This is a genomic window from Variovorax sp. PEI5 (assembly GCF_056679935.1).
The window spans coordinates 633,706-652,950 of the sequence record NZ_JBWXPH010000002.1 but is presented as its reverse complement, the minus strand read 5'-3'; the positions used below and the strand labels follow the sequence as shown (position 1 = coordinate 652,950).

Annotated in this window: 17 protein-coding genes; 9 read left to right on the top strand and 8 right to left on the bottom strand. The window is 72.2% G+C overall.

What is annotated here, in order from left to right; all coding sequences use genetic code 11:
- Window positions 1-52 precede the first annotated feature (52 nt).
- The 4 genes from AC1MLT_RS19415 to AC1MLT_RS19400 all read left to right on the top strand — a co-directional run bounded on the left by AC1MLT_RS19415 (window position 53) and on the right by AC1MLT_RS19400 (window position 5,787).
- A complete protein-coding gene (locus AC1MLT_RS19415; RefSeq protein ID WP_481035808.1) occupies window positions 53-478 on the top strand; it encodes a GlcG/HbpS family heme-binding protein in 426 nt (141 codons plus the stop codon).
- A gap of 419 nt (window positions 479-897) precedes the next feature.
- Window positions 898-2,256, top strand: coding sequence for a hypothetical protein (locus tag AC1MLT_RS19410; RefSeq protein WP_481035806.1), 1,359 nt, complete (start codon window positions 898-900; stop codon window positions 2,254-2,256).
- A gap of 23 nt (window positions 2,257-2,279) precedes the next feature.
- Window positions 2,280-2,711: a hypothetical protein gene (locus tag AC1MLT_RS19405; protein ID WP_481035805.1), complete on the top strand. Its 432-nt coding sequence runs from the start codon at window positions 2,280-2,282 to the stop codon at window positions 2,709-2,711.
- A gap of 28 nt (window positions 2,712-2,739) precedes the next feature.
- Complete coding sequence (locus AC1MLT_RS19400; protein ID WP_481035804.1) at window positions 2,740-5,787, top strand: sensor domain-containing protein; 3,048 nt, start codon at window positions 2,740-2,742, stop codon at window positions 5,785-5,787.
- Between the two features lie 58 nt (window positions 5,788-5,845).
- Here the strand turns inward: AC1MLT_RS19400 and AC1MLT_RS19395 are convergent, their stop codons facing one another.
- On the bottom strand, window positions 5,846-6,505 hold the full coding sequence (locus AC1MLT_RS19395) for a hypothetical protein (protein ID WP_481035803.1): 660 nt from the start codon (window positions 6,503-6,505) through the stop codon (window positions 5,846-5,848).
- A gap of 149 nt (window positions 6,506-6,654) precedes the next feature.
- Entirely contained in the window at window positions 6,655-7,554 is a 900-nt protein-coding gene (locus tag AC1MLT_RS19390) for a LysR family transcriptional regulator (RefSeq protein ID WP_481035802.1), read from the bottom strand.
- Between the two features lie 170 nt (window positions 7,555-7,724).
- Between AC1MLT_RS19390 and AC1MLT_RS19385 the strand changes: the two genes are divergently transcribed.
- From AC1MLT_RS19385 to AC1MLT_RS19365, 5 genes are all read left to right on the top strand, one after another.
- Window positions 7,725-9,884, top strand: a complete 2,160-nt coding sequence (locus AC1MLT_RS19385; protein ID WP_481035801.1) for a 3-hydroxyacyl-CoA dehydrogenase NAD-binding domain-containing protein — start codon at window positions 7,725-7,727, stop codon at window positions 9,882-9,884.
- 16 nt (window positions 9,885-9,900) lie between these two features.
- A complete protein-coding gene (locus AC1MLT_RS19380) occupies window positions 9,901-11,109 on the top strand; it encodes an acyl-CoA dehydrogenase family protein (protein ID WP_481035800.1) in 1,209 nt (402 codons plus the stop codon).
- An 11-nt stretch (window positions 11,110-11,120) separates the two neighbouring features.
- Window positions 11,121-12,266 carry an acyl-CoA dehydrogenase family protein gene (locus tag AC1MLT_RS19375; protein WP_481035798.1) on the top strand — a complete coding sequence of 382 codons (1,146 nt, stop codon included), beginning with the start codon at window positions 11,121-11,123 and terminating at the stop codon, window positions 12,264-12,266.
- 54 nt (window positions 12,267-12,320) lie between these two features.
- Window positions 12,321-13,556 (top strand): CaiB/BaiF CoA transferase family protein, encoded by a 1,236-nt coding sequence (locus tag AC1MLT_RS19370; RefSeq protein WP_481035797.1) that lies wholly within the window; start codon window positions 12,321-12,323, stop codon window positions 13,554-13,556.
- Window positions 13,557-13,630: 74 nt separating this feature from the next.
- Window positions 13,631-14,641, top strand: a complete 1,011-nt coding sequence (locus AC1MLT_RS19365) for a Bug family tripartite tricarboxylate transporter substrate binding protein (RefSeq protein ID WP_481035795.1) — start codon at window positions 13,631-13,633, stop codon at window positions 14,639-14,641.
- Window positions 14,642-14,687: 46 nt separating this feature from the next.
- On the opposite strand, the gene AC1MLT_RS19360 is transcribed toward AC1MLT_RS19365, so the two are convergent.
- From AC1MLT_RS19360 to mdcC, 6 genes are read right to left on the bottom strand one after another with little or no spacing between them, the layout of a single operon-like run.
- Window positions 14,688-15,602: an ACP S-malonyltransferase gene (locus tag AC1MLT_RS19360; RefSeq protein WP_481035794.1), complete on the bottom strand. Its 915-nt coding sequence runs from the start codon at window positions 15,600-15,602 to the stop codon at window positions 14,688-14,690.
- Window positions 15,599-16,471, bottom strand: a complete 873-nt coding sequence (gene mdcB / locus AC1MLT_RS19355) for a triphosphoribosyl-dephospho-CoA synthase MdcB (protein WP_481035866.1) — start codon at window positions 16,469-16,471, stop codon at window positions 15,599-15,601. The genes AC1MLT_RS19360 and mdcB overlap by 4 nt, the downstream gene beginning before the upstream one ends.
- The gene (gene mdcG / locus AC1MLT_RS19350; protein WP_481035792.1) at window positions 16,468-17,169 is read right to left on the bottom strand and encodes a malonate decarboxylase holo-[acyl-carrier-protein] synthase; all 702 of its coding nucleotides are present in this window, start codon (window positions 17,167-17,169) and stop codon (window positions 16,468-16,470) included. The genes mdcB and mdcG overlap by 4 nt, the downstream gene beginning before the upstream one ends.
- A gap of 16 nt (window positions 17,170-17,185) precedes the next feature.
- The gene (locus AC1MLT_RS19345) at window positions 17,186-17,887 is read right to left on the bottom strand and encodes a biotin-independent malonate decarboxylase subunit gamma (protein ID WP_481035791.1); all 702 of its coding nucleotides are present in this window, start codon (window positions 17,885-17,887) and stop codon (window positions 17,186-17,188) included.
- Window positions 17,888-17,904: 17 nt separating this feature from the next.
- Window positions 17,905-18,855: a biotin-independent malonate decarboxylase subunit beta gene (locus tag AC1MLT_RS19340; RefSeq protein WP_481035790.1), complete on the bottom strand. Its 951-nt coding sequence runs from the start codon at window positions 18,853-18,855 to the stop codon at window positions 17,905-17,907.
- Window positions 18,852-19,214, bottom strand: a complete 363-nt coding sequence (gene mdcC / locus AC1MLT_RS19335) for a malonate decarboxylase acyl carrier protein (RefSeq protein ID WP_481035788.1) — start codon at window positions 19,212-19,214, stop codon at window positions 18,852-18,854. The genes AC1MLT_RS19340 and mdcC overlap by 4 nt, the downstream gene beginning before the upstream one ends.
- Window positions 19,215-19,245: the final 31 nt, after the last annotated feature.

Sequence of the window (19,245 nt, the reverse complement as noted above, 5' to 3'; positions counted from 1 at the left end):
CCAGGCATCGGGGCAACGCCGGATTCCTCCATCCCTTATTCCGCTTCCATTCATGACCACGCTCACTCTCGCCCAGGCCCAACAGATCATCTCCGGGGCTTTCCTCGAGTCGGACCAGTCGGGCTATGCGCCCATGGCCATCGCCGTGCTGGACGCCTCCGGCCATCTCAAGGCCTTCGCGAGCGCCGACGGCGCGAGCATGTTCCGCTTCGAGATCGCGCAGGCGAAGGCCTGGGGCGCCGTCGGCATGGGCGTCTCGAGCCGGGTGCTCGGCGAACGCGCCAAGGGCAACCCGAACTTCTTCCTTTCGCTGGCCGCCACCTCGTCGGGCCGCTTCCTGCCGCAGCCCGGCGCGGTGCTGATCAAGGATGCCGACGGTCGCATCGTCGGTGCCGTCGGCGCGAGCGGTGGCACGGGCGACGAGGACGAGGCGATCTGCATCGCCGGCGTGACTTCGGCGGGCCTCGTCGCGGGCTGATCCAGCGGTCGACCCGGCCGCGGGCGCCAGTGCCGGGCCGCTGGCGTCCCTCGGCGTCCGCCCGCATCGGCGCGGTGGCAAAGAGGCCCATGCTGCTCACCGTGGCCATCTCACGGTGGTGGCACGCCGCTGGAAGCCGCCGGGACCGGTGGACCGGGCCGGGATCAGGGCCAGCGCCAGCACCGTCGGCAGCCGCGCGCCAGGGGAGGGCCGGGCGGCCCGGCGACTCGCGCGCAGCGCGTTCCGCCCCGCACCGGCGCCAGACAGGTCGCCGCTTCCGGTGCCCCGGTGGTCCGCGATCCGGACATCGTTCCGCCAAATCGCCGAATTATTTCGCTTCCAGGTCGTAAAGCGCTCTCAACTTCGCGCGCGGGGTGTCGAACAGTGAAGGAAACCGCCCACGCGGCCTTCGGATCGACATGCATCTCCCACGAGTCACCTTCTCGCGCACGAAGCGCTCCCCACGGCCCTGGCCGACCCGCACCGCCCATCGCGCGGCCTCGTCCCTGGCGGTGGCGGCGCTGCTGGCCGCCGCCGTATTCCTGCCGGCGCATGCGCAGGGCTCACCCGATTCGCCCTGGAAGGTGAGCGGCTTCGGCACCCTGGGCATCGTCGGCCAGGCCGGCGGCCACGACTGGGGCTTCCTGCGCAACACCGCGCAGCTCGGCGCGACGTCGCCCGTCAGCGCCGGACCGGACTCGCGCCTGGGCATGCAACTGAACTGGACGCCCGGCACGCGCTGGGAAGCCGGGGTACAGGGCGTCCTGCTGTCCAAGCCCTCCGGCACGCCGGTCTCCGAAAGCATCGAGTGGGCCTACCTGGGCTATCGGCCGCTGCCCGACACGCGTGTGCGCATCGGCCGCACCAGCCCGGACATCTTCCTGTTCGCCGACAGCCGCAATGTCGGCTTCGCGCTGCCCTGGGCCCGGCCCCCGGTCGACTTCTACGGCTTCGCGCCGCTGGCCTCGCTCGACGGCATCGACCTGGAGCAGCGCTGGTCCGGGGCCGACGCACTCTGGCGCGCCCGGCTGTCGGGTGGTTCGGTCCGCTCCAGCGTGACGGACCTCGAGGGCAACCGCGTCAAGATGCGCGGACGCGACACCCTGGCGCTCGGCCTGACGCGGGAGCAGGGTGGTCTGCTGCTCAAGGCGAGCTACCTGCGCAGCCGCCTGGCGGTCGACACCGGCCCCGGCCCGGGACAACTGCGCGGCGCCCTGGACCAGCTGGGCCAGTTGCCGGTGCCCGGACTGGCCGGCACGCTCGACACGCTGAACCAGAACCTCTGGACCCGTGGCTTCGCCAGCTACTGGGCCTTGGCGGCGCAATACGACACCGGCCCCTGGACCTTCACCGCCGAAGGCAGCCTGCTGCGCGTGCCGAACAGTCCGCTGAGCGCGAAGCGGGCCTATGTCAGCGCCGGCTACCGTCATGGCGACTTCACCTACTACGGCGTCGCCAGCCGGGTGCGGCCCGACCAGCCGGCGCTCTCGACGCCCGACCTGGCGGGCACGCTGGCGCCGATCATCGGCCCGCAGGGCGCCGCGCAGGCGCAGGCGCTGGCCGGCTATGCCGTCACCGCCGGCGACAACTATCGCTTCGACCAGGGCACGGTCGGCGTCGGCCTGCGCTGGGACTTCAGGCCCAACGCCGCGCTGAAACTGCAGCTCGACCGCTTCGACGTGCGCCGCAACGGCGGTGCCGGCTGGCGCTTCGCCGACGAGCGTGGCGCGCACGGCATCCTGATGTCGGTGCTGGTCGACTTCGTCTGGGGGCAATGATGGGCAAGACCTTCACCTGCCGCATGCGTCCGCTGATCGCGCTGTCCCTGTCGGCGGCGCTGGCCTGGACGCCGGTCCGGACGCGCGCGGCCGACACCATCTACGTGGTCGTCTCGGCGCAGAGCCCGGTGCGGTCGCTGGCGCAGAAGGACGTGCTGGCGCTCTACACCGGGCGCACCCGCACACTGCCGGGCGGCGAGTCCGCGACGCCCTGGGACCAGCAGCACGACGGCGCCGCGCGCGCCGACTTCTACCAGGCCCTCACCGGCATGGACATCGCCCGCATCAACAGCTATTGGGCCCGCCTGCACTTCACCGGCCAGGTGCAGCCGCCGCGCAACGTCGACGACGACGCGGCCATGATCCAGCGCCTGCGCGCCGACCCCACGGCCATCGGCTACCTCACCCGCGAACCGTCCGACGGCTCGGTCCGCGTGGTGCTGCGCCTGCCCTGAGCCGACTTCCTCCTTGCGTCCCACTTCCATGCACAGTCGCAGTCTCCACGCCCGTTTCCGGACCGTCGTCTTCGGCATCGCCACGCTGCTGGCGGCCGTGGTCTCCACGGTGGTCTATCACAGCGCCCGCTCGCACTACATGGAGGCCGGCGAGACCTCGGCGCGCGCCATCGTCGCGGCCGTGCATCAGACCGTGGCCGTCGGCGCCTACGCGCGCGACGACGTCCTGCTCAAGGAGCTCGTCGGCGGACTGGCCCACCATCCCTCGGTCTCCTGGGTCAGCGTGCAGGACCTCGCGGGCCAGCCCATGGCCTCGGCCGGCGGCGCCTCGCGCGCGCTCGCCGCCGCCGGCGCGGCCGGTCCGTCCGAGCCGTCCTCGTTCGAGTCGGCGCTGGCCTCGCCCTTCAACCCCGACGAGGTGGTCGGGCGGCTGCGCGTCTGGCTCGACTCGACCCGGCTCGAAGCCGAGGCGCGCCGGCAGGCCGCGACCCTGGTGGCGGCGCTGATCGTGCTGCTGGCGGGCGTGCTGCTGGTCTTCAACGCACTGGCGCGTCGGCTCCTGTCGCGTCCGATGCATCGGCTGGCGGAGGCCCTGGCGCGTCTCGAGCCTGGTACCTCGGAGCGGCTCGCCATCGCGTCGAGCCACACCCACGACGAGGTCGGCATCGTGACGGCGGCGGTCAACCGCCTGCTCGACCTGCAGCAGCAGGCGCTCGAGCGCGAGCGCGCCATGCGCGGCGAGATCGCCGCGCTGGAGGCCCGCTACCGGGGCATCTTCGATTCCACCAGCGCCGGCATCTTCATCCTGTCCGAAGCCGGCGAACTGCTGCAGGCCAATCCGGCGTTGAGCCGCCTGCTGGACCTGCCGGCCGAGGCCCTGAACGCCGAGCGCATGCCGGATTTCGCCGGCACCGTGTTCCTGCTGCCGTCACGCCTGTCGCGGCTGGTGGAGCAGGCCCGGGCCTCGGCGCAGCCGGAGGCGGCCGACCTGGAGCTGGTGCGCGGGGATGGCAGCACCCTGTGGGCGCACTGCATGGTGTCGGTGCTGGTGGACGCGGCCTCGGGCCGGCATCGCGTCGAGGGCGTGCTCTACGACATCACCCAGCGCAAGGTGCAGGAGCATGCCGCCCAGCATCGCGCTGAGCACGACGCCCTGACCGGCCTCAAGAGCCGCGCCTTCATCGAATCCTCGCTCGGCCAGCATGTCTACACGGCGCGCCGCGACGAGGGCGCGGTGACCCTCATGTTCATCGACCTCGACGGCTTCAAGGGCGTCAACGACCGCTGGGGCCATGCCGCCGGCGATGCCGTGCTGGTCGAGGCGGCCCAGCGCCTGCGGGCCCTGTTCCATCGCACCTGCGATGTGGTCGGCCGGCTGGGCGGCGACGAGCTGGTGGTGATGATCATCGGCGTCGATGCCACCCATCCGAGCATCGGCGAACTGGCCGGGCGGCTGATCGAGAGCTTCCGCGTCGCCTTCGCCCTGCCCAACGGCGAACTGGCCCGGGTCGGCGCCAGCGTCGGCGTGGCCAGCTATCCGCTGCATGCCGCCAATTCCAAGACCCTGATCCATGCCGCCGATGCCGCCATGTACGCGGTCAAGCAGTCGGGCAAGGGCGGCTTCGTCATCGCCGAGACCGGCCGCACCACGGTCGGCGCCGTCGCCGATCCGGTGCTGGGCCTGGGTGGCGCGCCGGATGCGCTGGCGGTGATGGCGCCGGCCACGGAGCGCCACCGCGACGCGCTGACCGGCCTGTGCGACCGGCGCGAGCTGGTCGAGCAGCTGGCCGTCGCGCACCAGCGCGTGATCGACGGCGCCGACCCGGTGGCCGTGATCTGCCTGGACATCGACCAGTTCAAGCTGCTGAACGTCGCCCATGGCGCGCACATCGGCGACGAGGTGCTGTGCGAGGTGGCGCGCCGCTTCCAGGCGGTGCTGCGGCGCGACGACGTCATCGCGCGCACCGGCAGCGACGAGTTCGTGGCGGTCGTGCCGTCCGACGGCCTGGGGGAGGGCGCTGCGCGGCACATCGCCGAATGCGTGGCGCGCAAGCTGCTCAACAGCCTGGCCGATCCATTCCGCCTGAGCACCTGCACGCTGTCGATCCACGCCAGCGCCGGCGCCAGCCTGATCGACGCCCACACCATCGATGGCCTGGTCGTCCTGCGCGAGGCCCAGCTGGCCTTGCGGCGTTCCAAGACCGGTGGCCGTGGCGGCCTGATCTTCTTCGAGCACGCCATGATGGCCGGCTTCCACGACCGGCTGGCCCTGGAGGAGGACCTGCGCGCGGCGATCGGATCGCCCCAGCTGTTCCTGCACGTCCAGCCCCAGGTCGATCGCTGGGGAGCCGTGAGCGGCGGCGAGGCACTGCTGCGCTGGCGCCATCCCGAGCGCGGCCTGGTGCCACCGGACCAGTTCATCCCGTTGGCCGAGTCCTGCGGCGTCATCGTCGAGCTGGGCATCTGGGTGCTGCATGCCGGCTGCCGCATCCTGGTCGACCTGCGCCAGGGCGGCGGTGACCAGACCCTGGCGATCAACATCAGCCCGGTGCAGTTCAACCACCCGGACTTCGTCGCCCACGTACGCCAGGCGTTGTCGGCCAGCCGCGCGCCGGCCGATGGCCTGATCCTGGAGATCACCGAGGGACTGCTGATCACCGATGTCGCCCATGTCACCGAGCGCCTGCGCGAACTGGTCGCCCTGGGCGTGCGCTTCTCGATCGACGACTTCGGAACCGGCTTCTCGAGCCTGGGCTATCTGCGCCAGTTGCCATTGCACGAGATCAAGATCGACCGCAGCTTCATCGTCGGCTTGCCCAACGACGTGGCCAGCGCCGGCATCGTGTGCTCCATCCTGTCGATGGGCTCGCACCTGGGCCTGCACGTGGTGGCCGAGGGCGTCGAGACGCCGGAGCAGGCGATGTTCCTGGCCCAGCATGGCTGTCCGTCGCAGCAGGGCTGGCTGCATGGGCGGCCCATGGCGCCCCAGCCTTTCCTTCAGGCCTGCCGTCCGGACGAACGCGAGACGGGGAGCTGGTCCGAACCTCCGGTCACCGAGACCTCGCTCAACGCCTGAGCGGGACCGGGCCGGGGGAGGGGAGGGGTCCGGGCGAATGCCCGGTGCCCCGCCGGGCTCAACGACGGTTGTTGAGGAAGCCGATCAATGCGGCCGTGAGGACGGCGCTGCCGATCGCCGCATAGGTGACGGCGCGCACCGGGTCCTCGTGGATGTAGTCGCTGGCCGTGCTCTTGGCGGCATCGAAGCGGTCCTGCACGTCGCGCACCTTGCGGCCGGTGGCATTGACGGCCTGGGTGGCATAGGTGCGGGTGGCCTCGATGGCCTTCTCGCCGGAGCGCTGCACCTTGTCGGCCACGCGCGAGGCGGTCGCCTTGGCATCGTCCGCCACCTCGGCGGCCTTCTCCTTGACGTTCTGCACGCCGTCGACGATCTCGCCCTTGACTTCCTCGACCTTGTCGGCCGCCTGGTCCTTGGCATCCTTGGCCTTGTCGACCACCTCGTCCTTCACGTCCTTGGCCTTGTCGACCGCCTGGTCCTTGACGTCCTTGGCCTTGTCGACCACCTCGTCCTTCGCGTTCTTGACATCCTTCGCGGTGTCCACGGCCTGGTCCTTGACGTCCTTGGCGGCGTCGGCGACCTTGCCCGTGGCGCGATCGACGTCCTTGCGGATCTCGGCCGACGACGAGGTGGCCTGCTGGCGCGAGTCGCCCTGGGGCTTGTTGAAGGCATCGGCCGTGTTGTTCGAAGCGGGCGGCATGTTGGGTTTGTTGTCCATGGCAGATCCTGAAGATGCGGAGGGATGGGGTTTCGTTGACGAAACTTCGGATGTCCATCCTGGACAAGCCGCTCGGCCGGCCCGTCGCTGCGGATGCCCTTGATGTGTCAGGAATTGACTCGATGCGTCGCCGGAACGACCCCGGCGCATCACACGGGCCGGAGGCCGCGCGCGCGCTCCAGCACGAAATCGATGAAGGTCCGCAGGGCCCGCGTGTGCTGGCGGTCGGGCATGTAGAGCATGAACATCCGCGTGCCGAAGATGCTCAGGCGCCAGTCGTCGAGCGCGGTCACGACCTCGCCGCGCCGGATGTCGTCGGCCACCACGTAGTCCGGCACCAGGCCGATGCCCAGGCCCGCCAGGATGGCCTGGCGCAGGAACAGGAAGTTCTCGGAGATCAGGGTCGGCTCCAGGATCACCTCGCGCCGCGTCTCGCCGCGATAGGCCGACACGCGCAGCTGCCGGCCCACCACGGCGGCCGTGACCACCGGCGCGCCATGCAGTTCGTCGAGCTGCACCGGCAGCGCGTGCTGCTCGACATAGCCACGGGCGGCGCAGGCGACATAGCGCACCGGCCCCAGCTCGCGCGCCACCAGGTTCTGCGGCGGCTCCGGGATCACGCGCACCGCGATGTCGACCTCGTCGCGCAGCAGGTCCTCGATGCGGTTCTCGAACACCACGTCCAGCACGATGCCCGGATAGCGGCGCTTGAAGTCGATCAGCCAGTCGGCCATCACCAGCTGGCCATAGCCGCTCGGCACGCTCAGCCGGACCCGGCCCAGGAGCCCGTCGCCGAGCGCGGTGACCGATTCGCGCGCCGCCAGCAGCTCGCCCTGGATCGCCACGCCATGCTGGTACAGCCGCACGCCGATCTCGGTCGGCTCGCAGCGGCGGGTGGTGCGCCGCACCAGTTGCGCGCCGACCGAGCGCTCGAGCTGGTTGAGGTGGTAGCTGACGTTGGCGCGACTCATCTTCAGCCGCCGCGCCGCCGCGCTCAGGTTGCCGGCATCGAGGATCTCGACCAGCAGGGTGAGCGATTGGATGTCCATGCGCGCCGATTGTGTCAAGAATTCTTTGACAGTCTGTCAATCAGCTGTGCAATTGTCAAAACACCGGCTCGGCCGAAGAATCCGGTGGATTCCCCGCGCGGGCGCCGGCAACCCGGCCGCCCGTCCCGCCATCCACCCCCGACACGACACGACCCGAGACGAGATCCGCCATGGCCACCACCGACTCCCAGCCCCCCGTCGCTTCCGCGTCCGCTCCGACGACCGCCCCCGGTCCGGTGAGCTGGCAGCGCGATGGCGAGATCCTCGTCGTGACGATCGACAACCCGCCCGTCAACGCCCTGGGCGTGGACGTGCGGCGCGGCCTGATGGCCGCCCTCGATGCCGCCGAGGCCGATGCCGCCGCGTCCGCCGTGCTGCTGATCGGCGCCGGCCGCAACTTCATCGCCGGCGCCGACATCCGCGAATTCGGCCTGCCGCCGCAGATGCCCTCGCTGCCCGAGGTCTGCGCGCGCATCGAGTCCTGCGCCCGGCCGGTGGTCGCCGCCGTGCATGGCGCCGCGCTCGGTGGCGGCCTGGAGGTGGCGCTGTCGGCGCACTACCGCCTGGCGATGCCCTCGGCCCGGCTCGGCCTGCCCGAGGTGCAGCTCGGCCTGCTGCCCGGCGCCGGCGGCACGCAGCGCACGCCGCGCCTGATCGGCGCCGCCGCGGCGCTCGATCTGATGCTGAGTGGCCGCCACGCGGGCGCGGCCGAAGCGCTGTCGCTCGGCCTGGTCGATCGCCTGGGCGTCGGCGCCGACGTGCGGGCCGAGGGCCTGGCCTATGCCCGCGAACTCGCCGCCACGCGCGCTCCGGTGCGCCGCACGCGCGATGCGCGCGGCCTGGCCGATGCCGAGGCCAGCCGGGCCGCGATCGAGGCCGCGCGCGCCGACACCGCGCGCAAGGGCCGGGGCCTGTTCTCGCCCGCGAAGATCGTCGAGGCCGTCGAGGCGGCACTCGCGCTGCCCTTCGAGCAGGGCCTGGCGCGCGAGCGCGAGCTGTTCCTGCAGTGCCTCGACAGTCCGCAGCGCGCCGGCCTGGTGCATGCCTTCTTCGCCGAGCGCGAGGTGCTGAAGGCGCCGGAGACCCGGGCCGCCGCGCCGCGCGCCCTGGCCTCGGCCGGCATCGTCGGCGGCGGCACCATGGGCGCCGGCATCGCGGTCGCGATGCTCGACGCCGGCCTGCCGGTGGTGATGATCGAACGCGATGCCGAGAGCCTGGCGCGCGGTCGCGGCCATGTGCAGAAGGTCTACGACGGCCTGCTGCGCAAGGGCCGCCTGACGGCCGAGGACCTGGCCGCCGTCATGGCGCGCTTCACGGGCTCGACCACCTACGACGCCTTGGCCACGGTCGACCTGGTGGTCGAGGCGGTGTTCGAGGACATGGCGGTCAAGAAGGCGGTCTTCGCCGAACTCGACCGCGTCTGCAAGCCCGGCGCCGTGCTCGCCACCAACACCTCCTACCTCGACATCGACGAGATCGCATCCAGCATCACGCGGCCGCAGGACGTGCTGGGCCTGCACTTCTTCTCGCCCGCCAACATCATGAAGCTGCTGGAGATCGTGGTGCCGCGCCAGGTGGCCGCCGATGTCGTGGCCACCGGCTTCGAGCTGGCCCGGCGGCTGAAGAAGGTACCGGTGCGCGCCGGCGTCTGCGACGGCTTCATCGGCAACCGCATCCTGGCGGTCTATCGCCAGGCCGCCGACCACATGATGGAGGATGGCGCCTCGCCCTACGAGATCGATGCCGCGTTGCGCGACTTCGGCTATCCGATGGGCCCGTTCCAGGTCTCCGACCTGGCCGGTGGCGACATCGGCTGGGCCACCCGCAAGCGCAAGGCCGCCACGCGCGATCCGGCGGCTCGCTATGTCCAGATCGCCGACCGCCTGTGCGAGCGCGGCTGGTTCGGCCAGAAGACGCAGCGCGGCTACTACCTCTATCCGCAGGGCGAGCGCGCCGGCCGGCCGGATCCCGAGGTGCTGGCCATCATCGACGCCGAGCGCCAGCGCGCGGGCATCGCGCCGCGCGCCTTCGGCCCGGAGGAGATCGTGCGGCGCTACATGGCCGCCATGATCAACGAGGGCGCCAATGTCGTGCGCGAGGGCATCGCCCTGCGGCCGCTCGACGTCGACGTCACCTTCGTGCACGGCTATGGCTTCCCGCGCCATCGCGGCGGCCCGATGAAGTACGCCGACACGGTCGGCCTGCCGCGCGTGCTGGCCGACATCCGCGAGTTCGCCCGCCAGGACCCGGTGTTCTGGCGCCCCTCGCCCCTGCTGGTCGAACTGGTCGAGCGCGGCGCCGACTTCGCCAGCCTGAACCGAACCGAATGAAGAAACGAGAGCTCCCATGGACCTGAGATTCACCCCCGAAGAAGAAGCCTTCCGCGCCGAGGTGCGCGCCTTCCTCGCCGAGCAATTGCCCGCGCGGCTGTCGCGGAAGGTGCGCGACGGCCGCATCCTGGCCAAGGCCGACATGGAGGAATGGCATGCCATCCTGCATGCGCGCGGCTGGCTCGCCAACCACTGGCCCGAGCAGTACGGCGGCCCGGGCTGGAGCGCGATCGAGAAGTTCATCTTCGAGCACGAATGCGCGCTGGCCTTCGCGCCGCGCATCGTGCCCTTCGGCGTCAACATGCTGGGGCCGGTGCTCATCAAGTACGGCAACGAGGCGCAGAAGCGCCACTGGCTGCCGCGCATCCTCGATGGCTCCGACTGGTGGTGCCAGGGCTACTCCGAGCCCGGCGCCGGCTCCGACCTGGCAGCGGTCAAGACGCAGGCGGTGCGCGGCACCGACGCGCGGGGCGATCACTACATCGTCAACGGCCAGAAGACCTGGACCACGCTCGGCCAGCACGCCAACATGATCTTCTGCCTGGTGCGCACGAATCGCGAGGGCAAGAAGCAGGAGGGCATCAGCTTCCTGCTGATCGACATGACGTCGCCCGGCGTCGAGGTGCGCCCGATCATCACGCTCGACGGCGAGCACGAGGTCAACGAGGTGTTCTTCTCCGACGTGCGCGTGCCGGCGGAGAACCTGGTGGGCGAGGAGCACAAGGGCTGGACCTGCGCCAAGTACCTGCTGACCTACGAGCGCACCAACATCGCCGGCGTCGGCTTCTCGGTCGCCGCGCTGGCGCAGCTCAAGGAGATCGCCGCCACGCGCCGTCGCCACGGTCGTCCGCTGGCGCGGGACCCGGCCTTCGCGGCCCGGCTGGCGCGCGTCGAGATCGACCTGGAGAACATGAAGACCACCAACCTGCGCGTCATCGCGGCAGTGGCCGGTGGCGGCGCGCCGGGCGCGGAGAGCTCGATGCTGAAGATCCGCGGCACCGAGATCCGCCAGGAGATCTCCTCGCTCACGCGGCGCGCGATGGGCGTCCACGCCCGGCCCTTCGTCGCCGAGGCCCTGCAGGACGGGCCCGACGAGGCCGCCTTCGGACCGCCGCTCGCCGCCGCCGCCGCAGCGCGCTATTTCAACAACCGCAAGCTGTCGATCTTCGGCGGCTCGAACGAGATCCAGAAGAACATCATCAGCAAGATGATTCTGGGCCTCTGAGGGAGAGACGCATGAATTTCGAACATACCGAAGACCGGCGCATGCTCGCCGACAGCCTCGACCGCTTCGTCGCCGAGCGCTATGCGTTCGACGCGCGCGACCGCATCGCCCAATCGGCGCGGGGCTTCGATCCCGGCATGTGGCGCCAGTTCGCCGAGCTGGGCGTGATCGGCGCGCTGTTCGACGAGGCCGATGGCGGCTTCGGCGGCGGCGGCTTCGACATCGCCGTGGTCTTCGAGGCGCTGGGGCGCGGCCTGGTGGTCGAGCCGCTGCTGGGCGCGGTGCTGGTCGGCTCGGCGCTCGGCGCGGCCGGCAGCGCGGCCCAGAAGAGCTGGCTCGGCCGGCTGATCGATGGCGCCGCCGTCGCCGCGCTGGCCCACGACGAACCCGATGCCCACCACGAACTCGCGCATGTCGCCACCACGGCGACGCGCGAGGGCGACGGCTGGGTGCTGCACGGCACCAAGAGCGCGGTGACGCAGGGCGAGCACGCCGATGTGTTCCTGGTCTCCGCGCGCACGGCCGGCGGGGTCGACGACGAGGAAGGCATCTCGCTGTTCCTGGTGCCCGCCGGCACGCCCGGACTGAGCGTGCGCGGCTGCCCGGCGATCGATGGCGGCCGCGTCGCCGAGTTGCGCTTCGATGGCGCGCGGCTCGCCGCCGATGCGCTGCTGGGCGCCGAGGGCGAGGGCCACGCGACGCTCGAGCATGCGGTCGGGCGCGGCCTGGTGGCGCTGTGCGCCGAGGCGCTGGGCGCGATGGAGGCGGCCAAGGTCGCGACGCTCGACTACCTGCGCACGCGCAAGCAGTTCGGTCTCGCGATCGGCAGCTTCCAGGCCCTGCAGCACCGCATGGCCGACCTGCTGCTGGAGATCGAGCAGGCCCGCTCGGCCGTCATCAACGCCGCCGCCGCGCTCGACGAGGCGCCCGACCGCGCGACGCGCGAGCGCGCGCTGTCGGCCGCCAAGTTCAGCATCGGCCGCATCGGCGCGCAGGTGGCCGAGGAGACCATCCAGCTGCACGGGGGCATCGGCATGACCTGGGAGCTGCCGCTGCCACACTACGCCAAGCGTCTGGTCATGATCGACCACCAGCTGGGTGACGAGGATCACCACCTGGCGCGCTACATCGCGCTGGACGCCACCCCGACGGCCTGAGCCCGCCACGCGGCGCGGCGCGGCCCCGCCATGAGAGACACAGGAGACAAAGCCATGACCGGCTCGACGAAGAACGACGACGACAGAGAACTGCCTCTCCAGGGCATCCGCGTGCTGGACCTTTCGCGCGTGTTCGCCGGCCCGCTGTGCGGCCAGGTGCTGGCCGATTTCGGCGCCGAGGTGATCAAGGTGGAGCACCCGGGCCGCGGCGACGACACGCGCGACTGGGGCCTGCGCATCGGCAAGACCGAGACCACCTACTACAACAGCATGAACCGCAACAAGCGGTCCGTGACCATCGACCTGCAGAGCCCGCAGGGCCTGCGGCTGGTGCACGAGCTGCTGCCGCTGTGCGACGTGGTGATCCACAACTTCAAGACCGGCGGGGCCGAGAAGCTGGGCCTGGGCTACGAGCAGTTGAAGGCGCTCAAGCCCGGCCTGATCTACTGCGCCGTGGCCGGCTACGACACCAGCGGGCCCGAGGCCGCCCGGCCCGGCTACGACCTGGTGATCCAGGGCGAGGCCGGATTGATGGCGCTCAATGGCGTGGCGGGCACGCCGCCCTTGAAGTTCGGCGTCGCGGTGGTCGACCTGATGACCGGCATGTATGCCGCGCAGGCCGTGCTGGCGGCGCTGTTCAAGCGCGAGCGCACGGGGGAGGGCCGGCTCATCGAGATGGCGCTCTACGACTGCGGCCTGATGATCACCGGCTACTACGGGCTCGACGCGCTGGAGCTCGGCCGCGACCCCGAGCGCTATGGCAACGCCCATCCCTCCATCGTGCCCTATGGCATGTACGAGTCCGCCGACGGCCCGCTCATCATCGCCGTGGGCAACAACGCGCAGTTCGACAAGTTCTGCCGCCAGGTGATCGAGCGGCCCGACATCGTCGAGGACCCGCGCTTCGCCACCAATGTCGAACGGGCCCGCAACCGACTGGCGCTGGGTCCGATGCTGGCGGGCTTGATCCGCACCTTCCCGCGCGACCTGCTGCTCGAACGCCTGGCCGCCGCCGGCATCCCGTGCGGGCGCGTCGCCGGCCTGCACGAGGCATTGACCTCGGAGCGCACGCGGCGCGGGCAGCTGGTGCAGGACATGCCGCATCCGGTGGTCGGCACGACGCCGGTGTTCGCGCCGCCCTACCGGCTCGACGGCCGGCGCCTGCCGATCCGCAACGCGCCGCCGACCCTGGGCGAGGGCACGCGCGAGGTGCTGCAGGCATTGCTGTCGATGAGCGACGAGCAGCTGCAGGCCCTGCGCGAGCAGGGCGTGCTGACCCTGCCGGAATAGGTTCACCTCCCTTGCAGGGGGCAGCGCTGGCAGTGGCTGACGATGAAAGAACAACCCACAAGACGGAGACGGAGATGAATCATTCGGAGATCAATCGGCGCTCGATGCTGCAGGGCCTGGCCGTGCTGGGCGGCGGACTGATGGGCGCGGCGCAGGCGCAGGCGCAGACAGCGAGGACGGCGTGGCCGGGCAAGCCGGTGCGCGTGGTGGTGCCGTTCAACGCGGGCGGCGCGACCGACATCATCGCGCGCACCGTGGGCGAGGCGCTGTCGCAGCGCATCGGCCAGCCGGTGGTGATCGACAACAAGGGCGGCGCCGCCGGCATCCTGGGCACCGATGCCGTGGCCAAGGCCGCGCCGGACGGCCACACGCTGCTGGTCTCGCTCAGCACCTCGATGCTGATCAACCAGTTCCTCTACACCAAGCTGCCCTACGACCCGCAGAAGGACCTGGCGCTGGTCTCGCAGATCGCGGCGGCGCCGGTGACGCTGGTGGTGCATCCGTCGGTGGGCGCCAACGACATGAAGGAACTGCTGGCCTACGCCCGCGCCAACAAGGGCAAGCTGTCCTATGGCTCCTGGGGCACCGGCTCGTACGCGCACCTGGCGGGCGCCTACATGAGCAAGACCACCGGCTCGGACATGACGCACTCGGCCTACAAGGGCGAGGCGCCGATGATCCAGGACCTGATCGGCGGCCAGCTGCAGTTCTGTTTTTCCAGCGCGCTCAACACCAAGCCCTTCATCGAGGCCGGCCGCCTGAAGGCGATCGGCGTCACCGGGCGCCAGCGCATGCAGATCCTGCCGCAGGTGCCCACCATCTTCGAGCAGGGCGTCCAGGACGATGCCTATTCGATCTTCGGCTGGATCGCCATGGGCGCGCCGGCCGGCACCCCGCGCGAGATCGTGGATGCGCTCCATGGCCACCTGCGCGAGATCGCCCGCGACGCCAAGGTGCAGGAGCGCATCGTCGGCGCCGGTTTCCTGGCCCTGATGAACAGCCCGGATGAATTCCGCCGCAACTACCAGCGCGACATGCCGGTCTGGAAGGCGCTGGTCGAGGCGGCCGACGCCAAGCTGGACTGAGCAGCTGCCGCCGCCTGCGGTCCGGCCGCCACGAAGGCCGCCATCCTCAGTCGTCGCCGGCGTGGCCGCTCAGCCAGGCCGCGATGGCGGCGGCGCTGCGGAACTCGTCGCAGGCGCGCGCCGGGACGTCCGGGTGGCGCTGGTTCCACATGCGCGCGAGTCCCTGTCCCGGGCCGACTTCCAGCACGCAGCGGATCTGCCGGTCCCTGATGTTGTCCATGCATTCGTCCCAGCGCACGGTGGTCGCGATCTGCGTCGCCAGCGCCCGCCGGGCCGAAGCGGCATCGCGCACGCGGTCGGCGGCATTGCTGAACAGCGGCACCCGGGGCGCCTGGAACGGCACCTCCTCCAGCAGCGTGGCGAAGCGCAGCGCCGCCTCACGCATCCAGGGCGTGTGCGACGCCACGCCGACCGGCAGCCGCCGGCACTGCGCGCCATCGTGCGTGGCCAGATCCTGCGCCTGCGCCAGCGCGGCGAGCGGGCCGCCCAGCACCACCGCATCCACGCCATTGCGGATCGCCAGCGCCAGGCCGGTCCGGGCGCGCAGGGCGTCGAGCCGGGCGGCCGGCAGGCCGGTGACGGCCAGCAGACCGCCCGGGGCGAGCGTCGCGCAGGCGTCCATCGCCGCCGCGCGACATGACGCCAGCGCGAGCGCCGCCTCGGGCGACCAGGCGCCGGCGGCGCTGAAGGCCGCCAGCTCGCCGACGCTGTAGCCGGCGATGGCGGACGGCGCCGCCCCCAGCCGGGGCGCCAGCTGCCGCCAGGCCGCCAGCGCGAGACCGGTCAGCAGGACCTGCGCGTGCTCGTTGCGCGCCGCCCAGTCGGGATCCGCCAGCGCCTGGCGCCAGTCGTCGATGCCCAGGCGGGCGCGCGTGTCGGCCACCAGCGCGTCGTCGGCCAGCCACGGCAGCATGTCCGGATGCTGGGCGCCCTGACCCGAGAACAGCAGCGCGAAGCTCATCGCTCGGTCACCCGCAGCACCCAGCAGGCCGCCGCGAGCGTGTCGGCCGCGCCGCCCGGCGACAGGCGTCGCGCGACGCAGTGCGCGGCGATGGCCCGGGCGTGCGCCAGTCCGTCGGGCCGGGCGCTGCCGCCGCGCGCCAGGAAGCCGCGCGCCATCGCCTGCACGTCGCGCAGGCCGGCGAGGCCGCCGCGATGCGCGAGGTTGCTGTCGTCGAGCACCGCCATGACGTGGAACAGGGTGTCGAGCCGGGCCAGCCGCGCGCTCAGGCCGCGCGCCAGGCCGGCCCGCAGCGCCGGCACGGCGGTTTCGAAGACGATCGGAAAGGCGAGGGCGGCCTCCTGCGCGGCGCCACGCAGCCCCAGCCGCCGCGCCGCGATGCCGCCGGGCAGCACCGGCGCGCGTCGGCTCCGCCGCGCGAGCGCCTCGCCCCAGTGGCGCCACAGCGCGTCGCGCACGGCCTGCGGCGAGTCGATCGCGCCATGCGCGCGCAGCGCCGCGCCGGCCGCCGCGCACAGCAACCCGAGCATGAAGATCGCGCCCCGATGCGTGTTGACGCCGCCCGTGGCGGCGCGCATGCGCGCCTCCGCCGCGATGCCGCAGCGCTCCAGCATGTCGAAGCCGGCGCCGTCGAAGCCGGCGCCGGCGATCTCGACGAAGTAGTGGCGCAGCGCGAACAGGCTGCGCATGAAGGTGTGGGCGTCCATGTCGTCGTGGCTGCCGGCGTCGACCGGCGTCACCAGGCCCGGCTTGGGCGTCAGCGCCAGCTCGTCGTGCAGTGCCAGCACGGCGGCGCGGCCGATGTCGGCGGCGCCGCCGCGCAGACCGCGCGCGGCGGTCGGGCGCGCGACGGGCGCCGCGCGCGTCATGCCACCCCCGCCGGCACGGCCGATGCCCGGCACCAGTCGGTGTCGTGCCGCAGCGCGATGCCATCGGCGCGCCGCACCAGCACCTCGCGCACGCGGCCGGCGCGCCAGTCGAGCCACTCGCGCCAGGCCACGGCCGCGCCGTCGCCGAAGACCAGTTCGCCATCCAGCCGGGGCGTCCGGCCATCGAAGGCGCGCAGCGTCGCGGCGACGGCGTCGGCCTGCGCGACATCCGCGACGCCGATCCACAGGTCGAGATCCGAGGCGGGCCGCACGTGGTCCAGGCCGGTCAGGAGCCGCCAGCCGTGGCTGCCGAAGACCCGCGCCGTGGCCCGCTGGACGGCCAGCCGGTCGGCCAGCGCGCGCGCCAGCCGGCGCACCGGCGCGACCGCGTCGGCCGGCGCAGCGGAATCGGCCAGCTCGCCGAGGCACGGGAATTCGGCCGTGCCCACGACCGCCGCCGACGGCACGCGCAACGCCAGCCGGCGCCGCTCCCAGCGCTGCGGCGCGGGCAGGCCCAGGGCGAGCTCGCCACCGGCCCGGGCGTCGGCCGGCTGGCGCGTGACCACCAGTGGCAGATCGCGCGAGGCCCAGTGCGCCAGGCACTCGCGCGCCTGCGCGTCCCAGGGACGTCGCAGCACGTCGGCCCAGCCGGTGTCGGTGAGCCGGGCGAGCTGGTGGCGGCGCGGGCGCGGGAGCATGGCGCGATGTCCGGGCTCAGGCGGCGTCGAGCACGCGCTGCGCGACCTCGGCGGCGAGCCGGCGGCCACCGCGCTCGGCGCCATCGCGCGCGCGGGTGTCCTCGACCGGCGAGTCGGCCAGCGCGTTGCGCAGGGCGGCGGCCAGGTCGCCCTCCCACAGCGCGCGCACGCCACCCATGGCCACGTAGTTGCCGACGCCGGGCGCGAACACCGGGTTGGACAGGGACAGCTCGGTCAGCCGCTCCTCCGGCAATTTGGTGACGCGCGCCATGGCCGGGATCCGCATGACGCGGATCTCGGCCTCGGGCAGCGCATAGCAGGCATCGGCGATCAGGCCCGAGGTGATGAAGCCGCCCGACAGCGCCTGGTCGTACACCAGCCCGACGACGCGATGGCCCTGGCGCCGCGCCAGGTCGATGGCGGTGCCCAGGTGCGCCATGGCGCGGTTGATGCCCAGCAGCTCGTCGCGCCGGCGCAGCTGCTGGCCCTGGGTGTCGATCAGCAGCAGGATCGGGCGGCCCGGATGGCGCGCGACGGTGTCGAGCACGCCGCGCGCCTGCGCCAATGCCAGCCGCACGCCGATCGGCGCATGGTAGGTGGTGCCGACGATGCTCAGCGGCGCGCCGTCGAACAGCACCTCGCCGCGCAGGAAGTCGCCATCGGCGAGCAGACCGTGGTCGGCGCCGAAGAGGCGGGTGACGAGTTCGTTCCAGTGCATGGGATGGGACTCCGGGTTCATGGCAGGCGCAGCGCGCGCACGGCGTCGACCGTGAGCTCCGGCACGCGTTCGGCATCGGCGATGCCCAGGGCGGTCCAGAGGCGCACGGCCTCGTCGGTCCCGCCGTCGCCAGCGGCGGGGGGCGCGTGGAGGGTGTCGATGCCGTCGGCATCGGCATCGCCATCGGCGGCCTGCGGGGGCAGGGCGTGCAGGCGCCGGTCGAGCATCGCGTGCTCGGCCTCCAGCGTCGCCAGGGTCGGCGGCGCCGAACAGTCCGGCATCGCCAGCAGGTCGATGGCGGCGGCGCGGAAGGCCGCGACATCGTCCTCCACCAGTGCATCGCAGTCGCCGATCAGCCAGCGATGCTTGCCGCCGGTGGTGCGCCAGACCAGCGCGCGATCGCGCGAGTCGAATTCCTCGACGCCATGCGAGGCCTCGATGACCTCCGGGCCGGACATCGCCAGCCGGCCGACATCGCTCATCACGATGCGGTCGGCGCAGCGCGCCACGATCCCCATGCCGCCGAAGCAGCCGTTGGCGCCACCGATCAGCACCACCACCGGCACGCCGGCGGCGCGCACGTCGAGCACGGCGCGCATCACCTCCGACACCGCGATCAGCCCGGCGTTGGCTTCGTGCAGGCGCACGCCGCCCGACTCCGCCAGCAGCAGCACGGCGGCGGGCCGGTCGCGCACGGCGCGGCGCAGCAGGCCGACCAGCTTGGCGCCATGCACCTCGCCGACGCCGCCGCCCATGAACTCGCCCTCCTGCGCGGCGACGAACACCGCGCGGCCGTCGAGCAGCGCGCGGCCGACCGCCACGCCATCGTCGAAGGCCGAGGGCACGCCCAGCTGCGCCAGGTGCGGGCTGGTCACGCGCTCGCTCGGCGGCAGCCATTCGTGGAAGCTGCCCGCGTCCAGCAGCAGCGCCAGGCGCTCGCGCGCCGAGCATTCGGCATAGCTGATCATGGCCGGCCTCCCGCGTCCGGTGCGATCGGGCCGATCGGGCCGATCGCGGCCACGGCCTGGTCCAGGCGCAGGCTCACCACGGCCGGCGTGGCGCCCATGTCGTTGATTGACACGCGCAGGCCGCCCAGCGGATGGCGGGCGTGGAAGTCGTCCATCACGGCCTGCCAGATCGGGCCGAAGCCGCGCGCCGAGGTCTCCACGCGCACGGCGCAGTCGTCACGGTCGGTGGCGGCCTCCAGCATCACCTCCAGGTTGCCGGAGCCGACGACGCCGACCAGCACCGGCGCGAAGGCGCCGGCCGGCCGGTCGCCGGGGTAGAGGAACTGCAGGGTCTCGAGCCCTGCGGGTACGTCGCTCATCGTGGGATCTCCTTGGGGCTTGCCAGCCGTT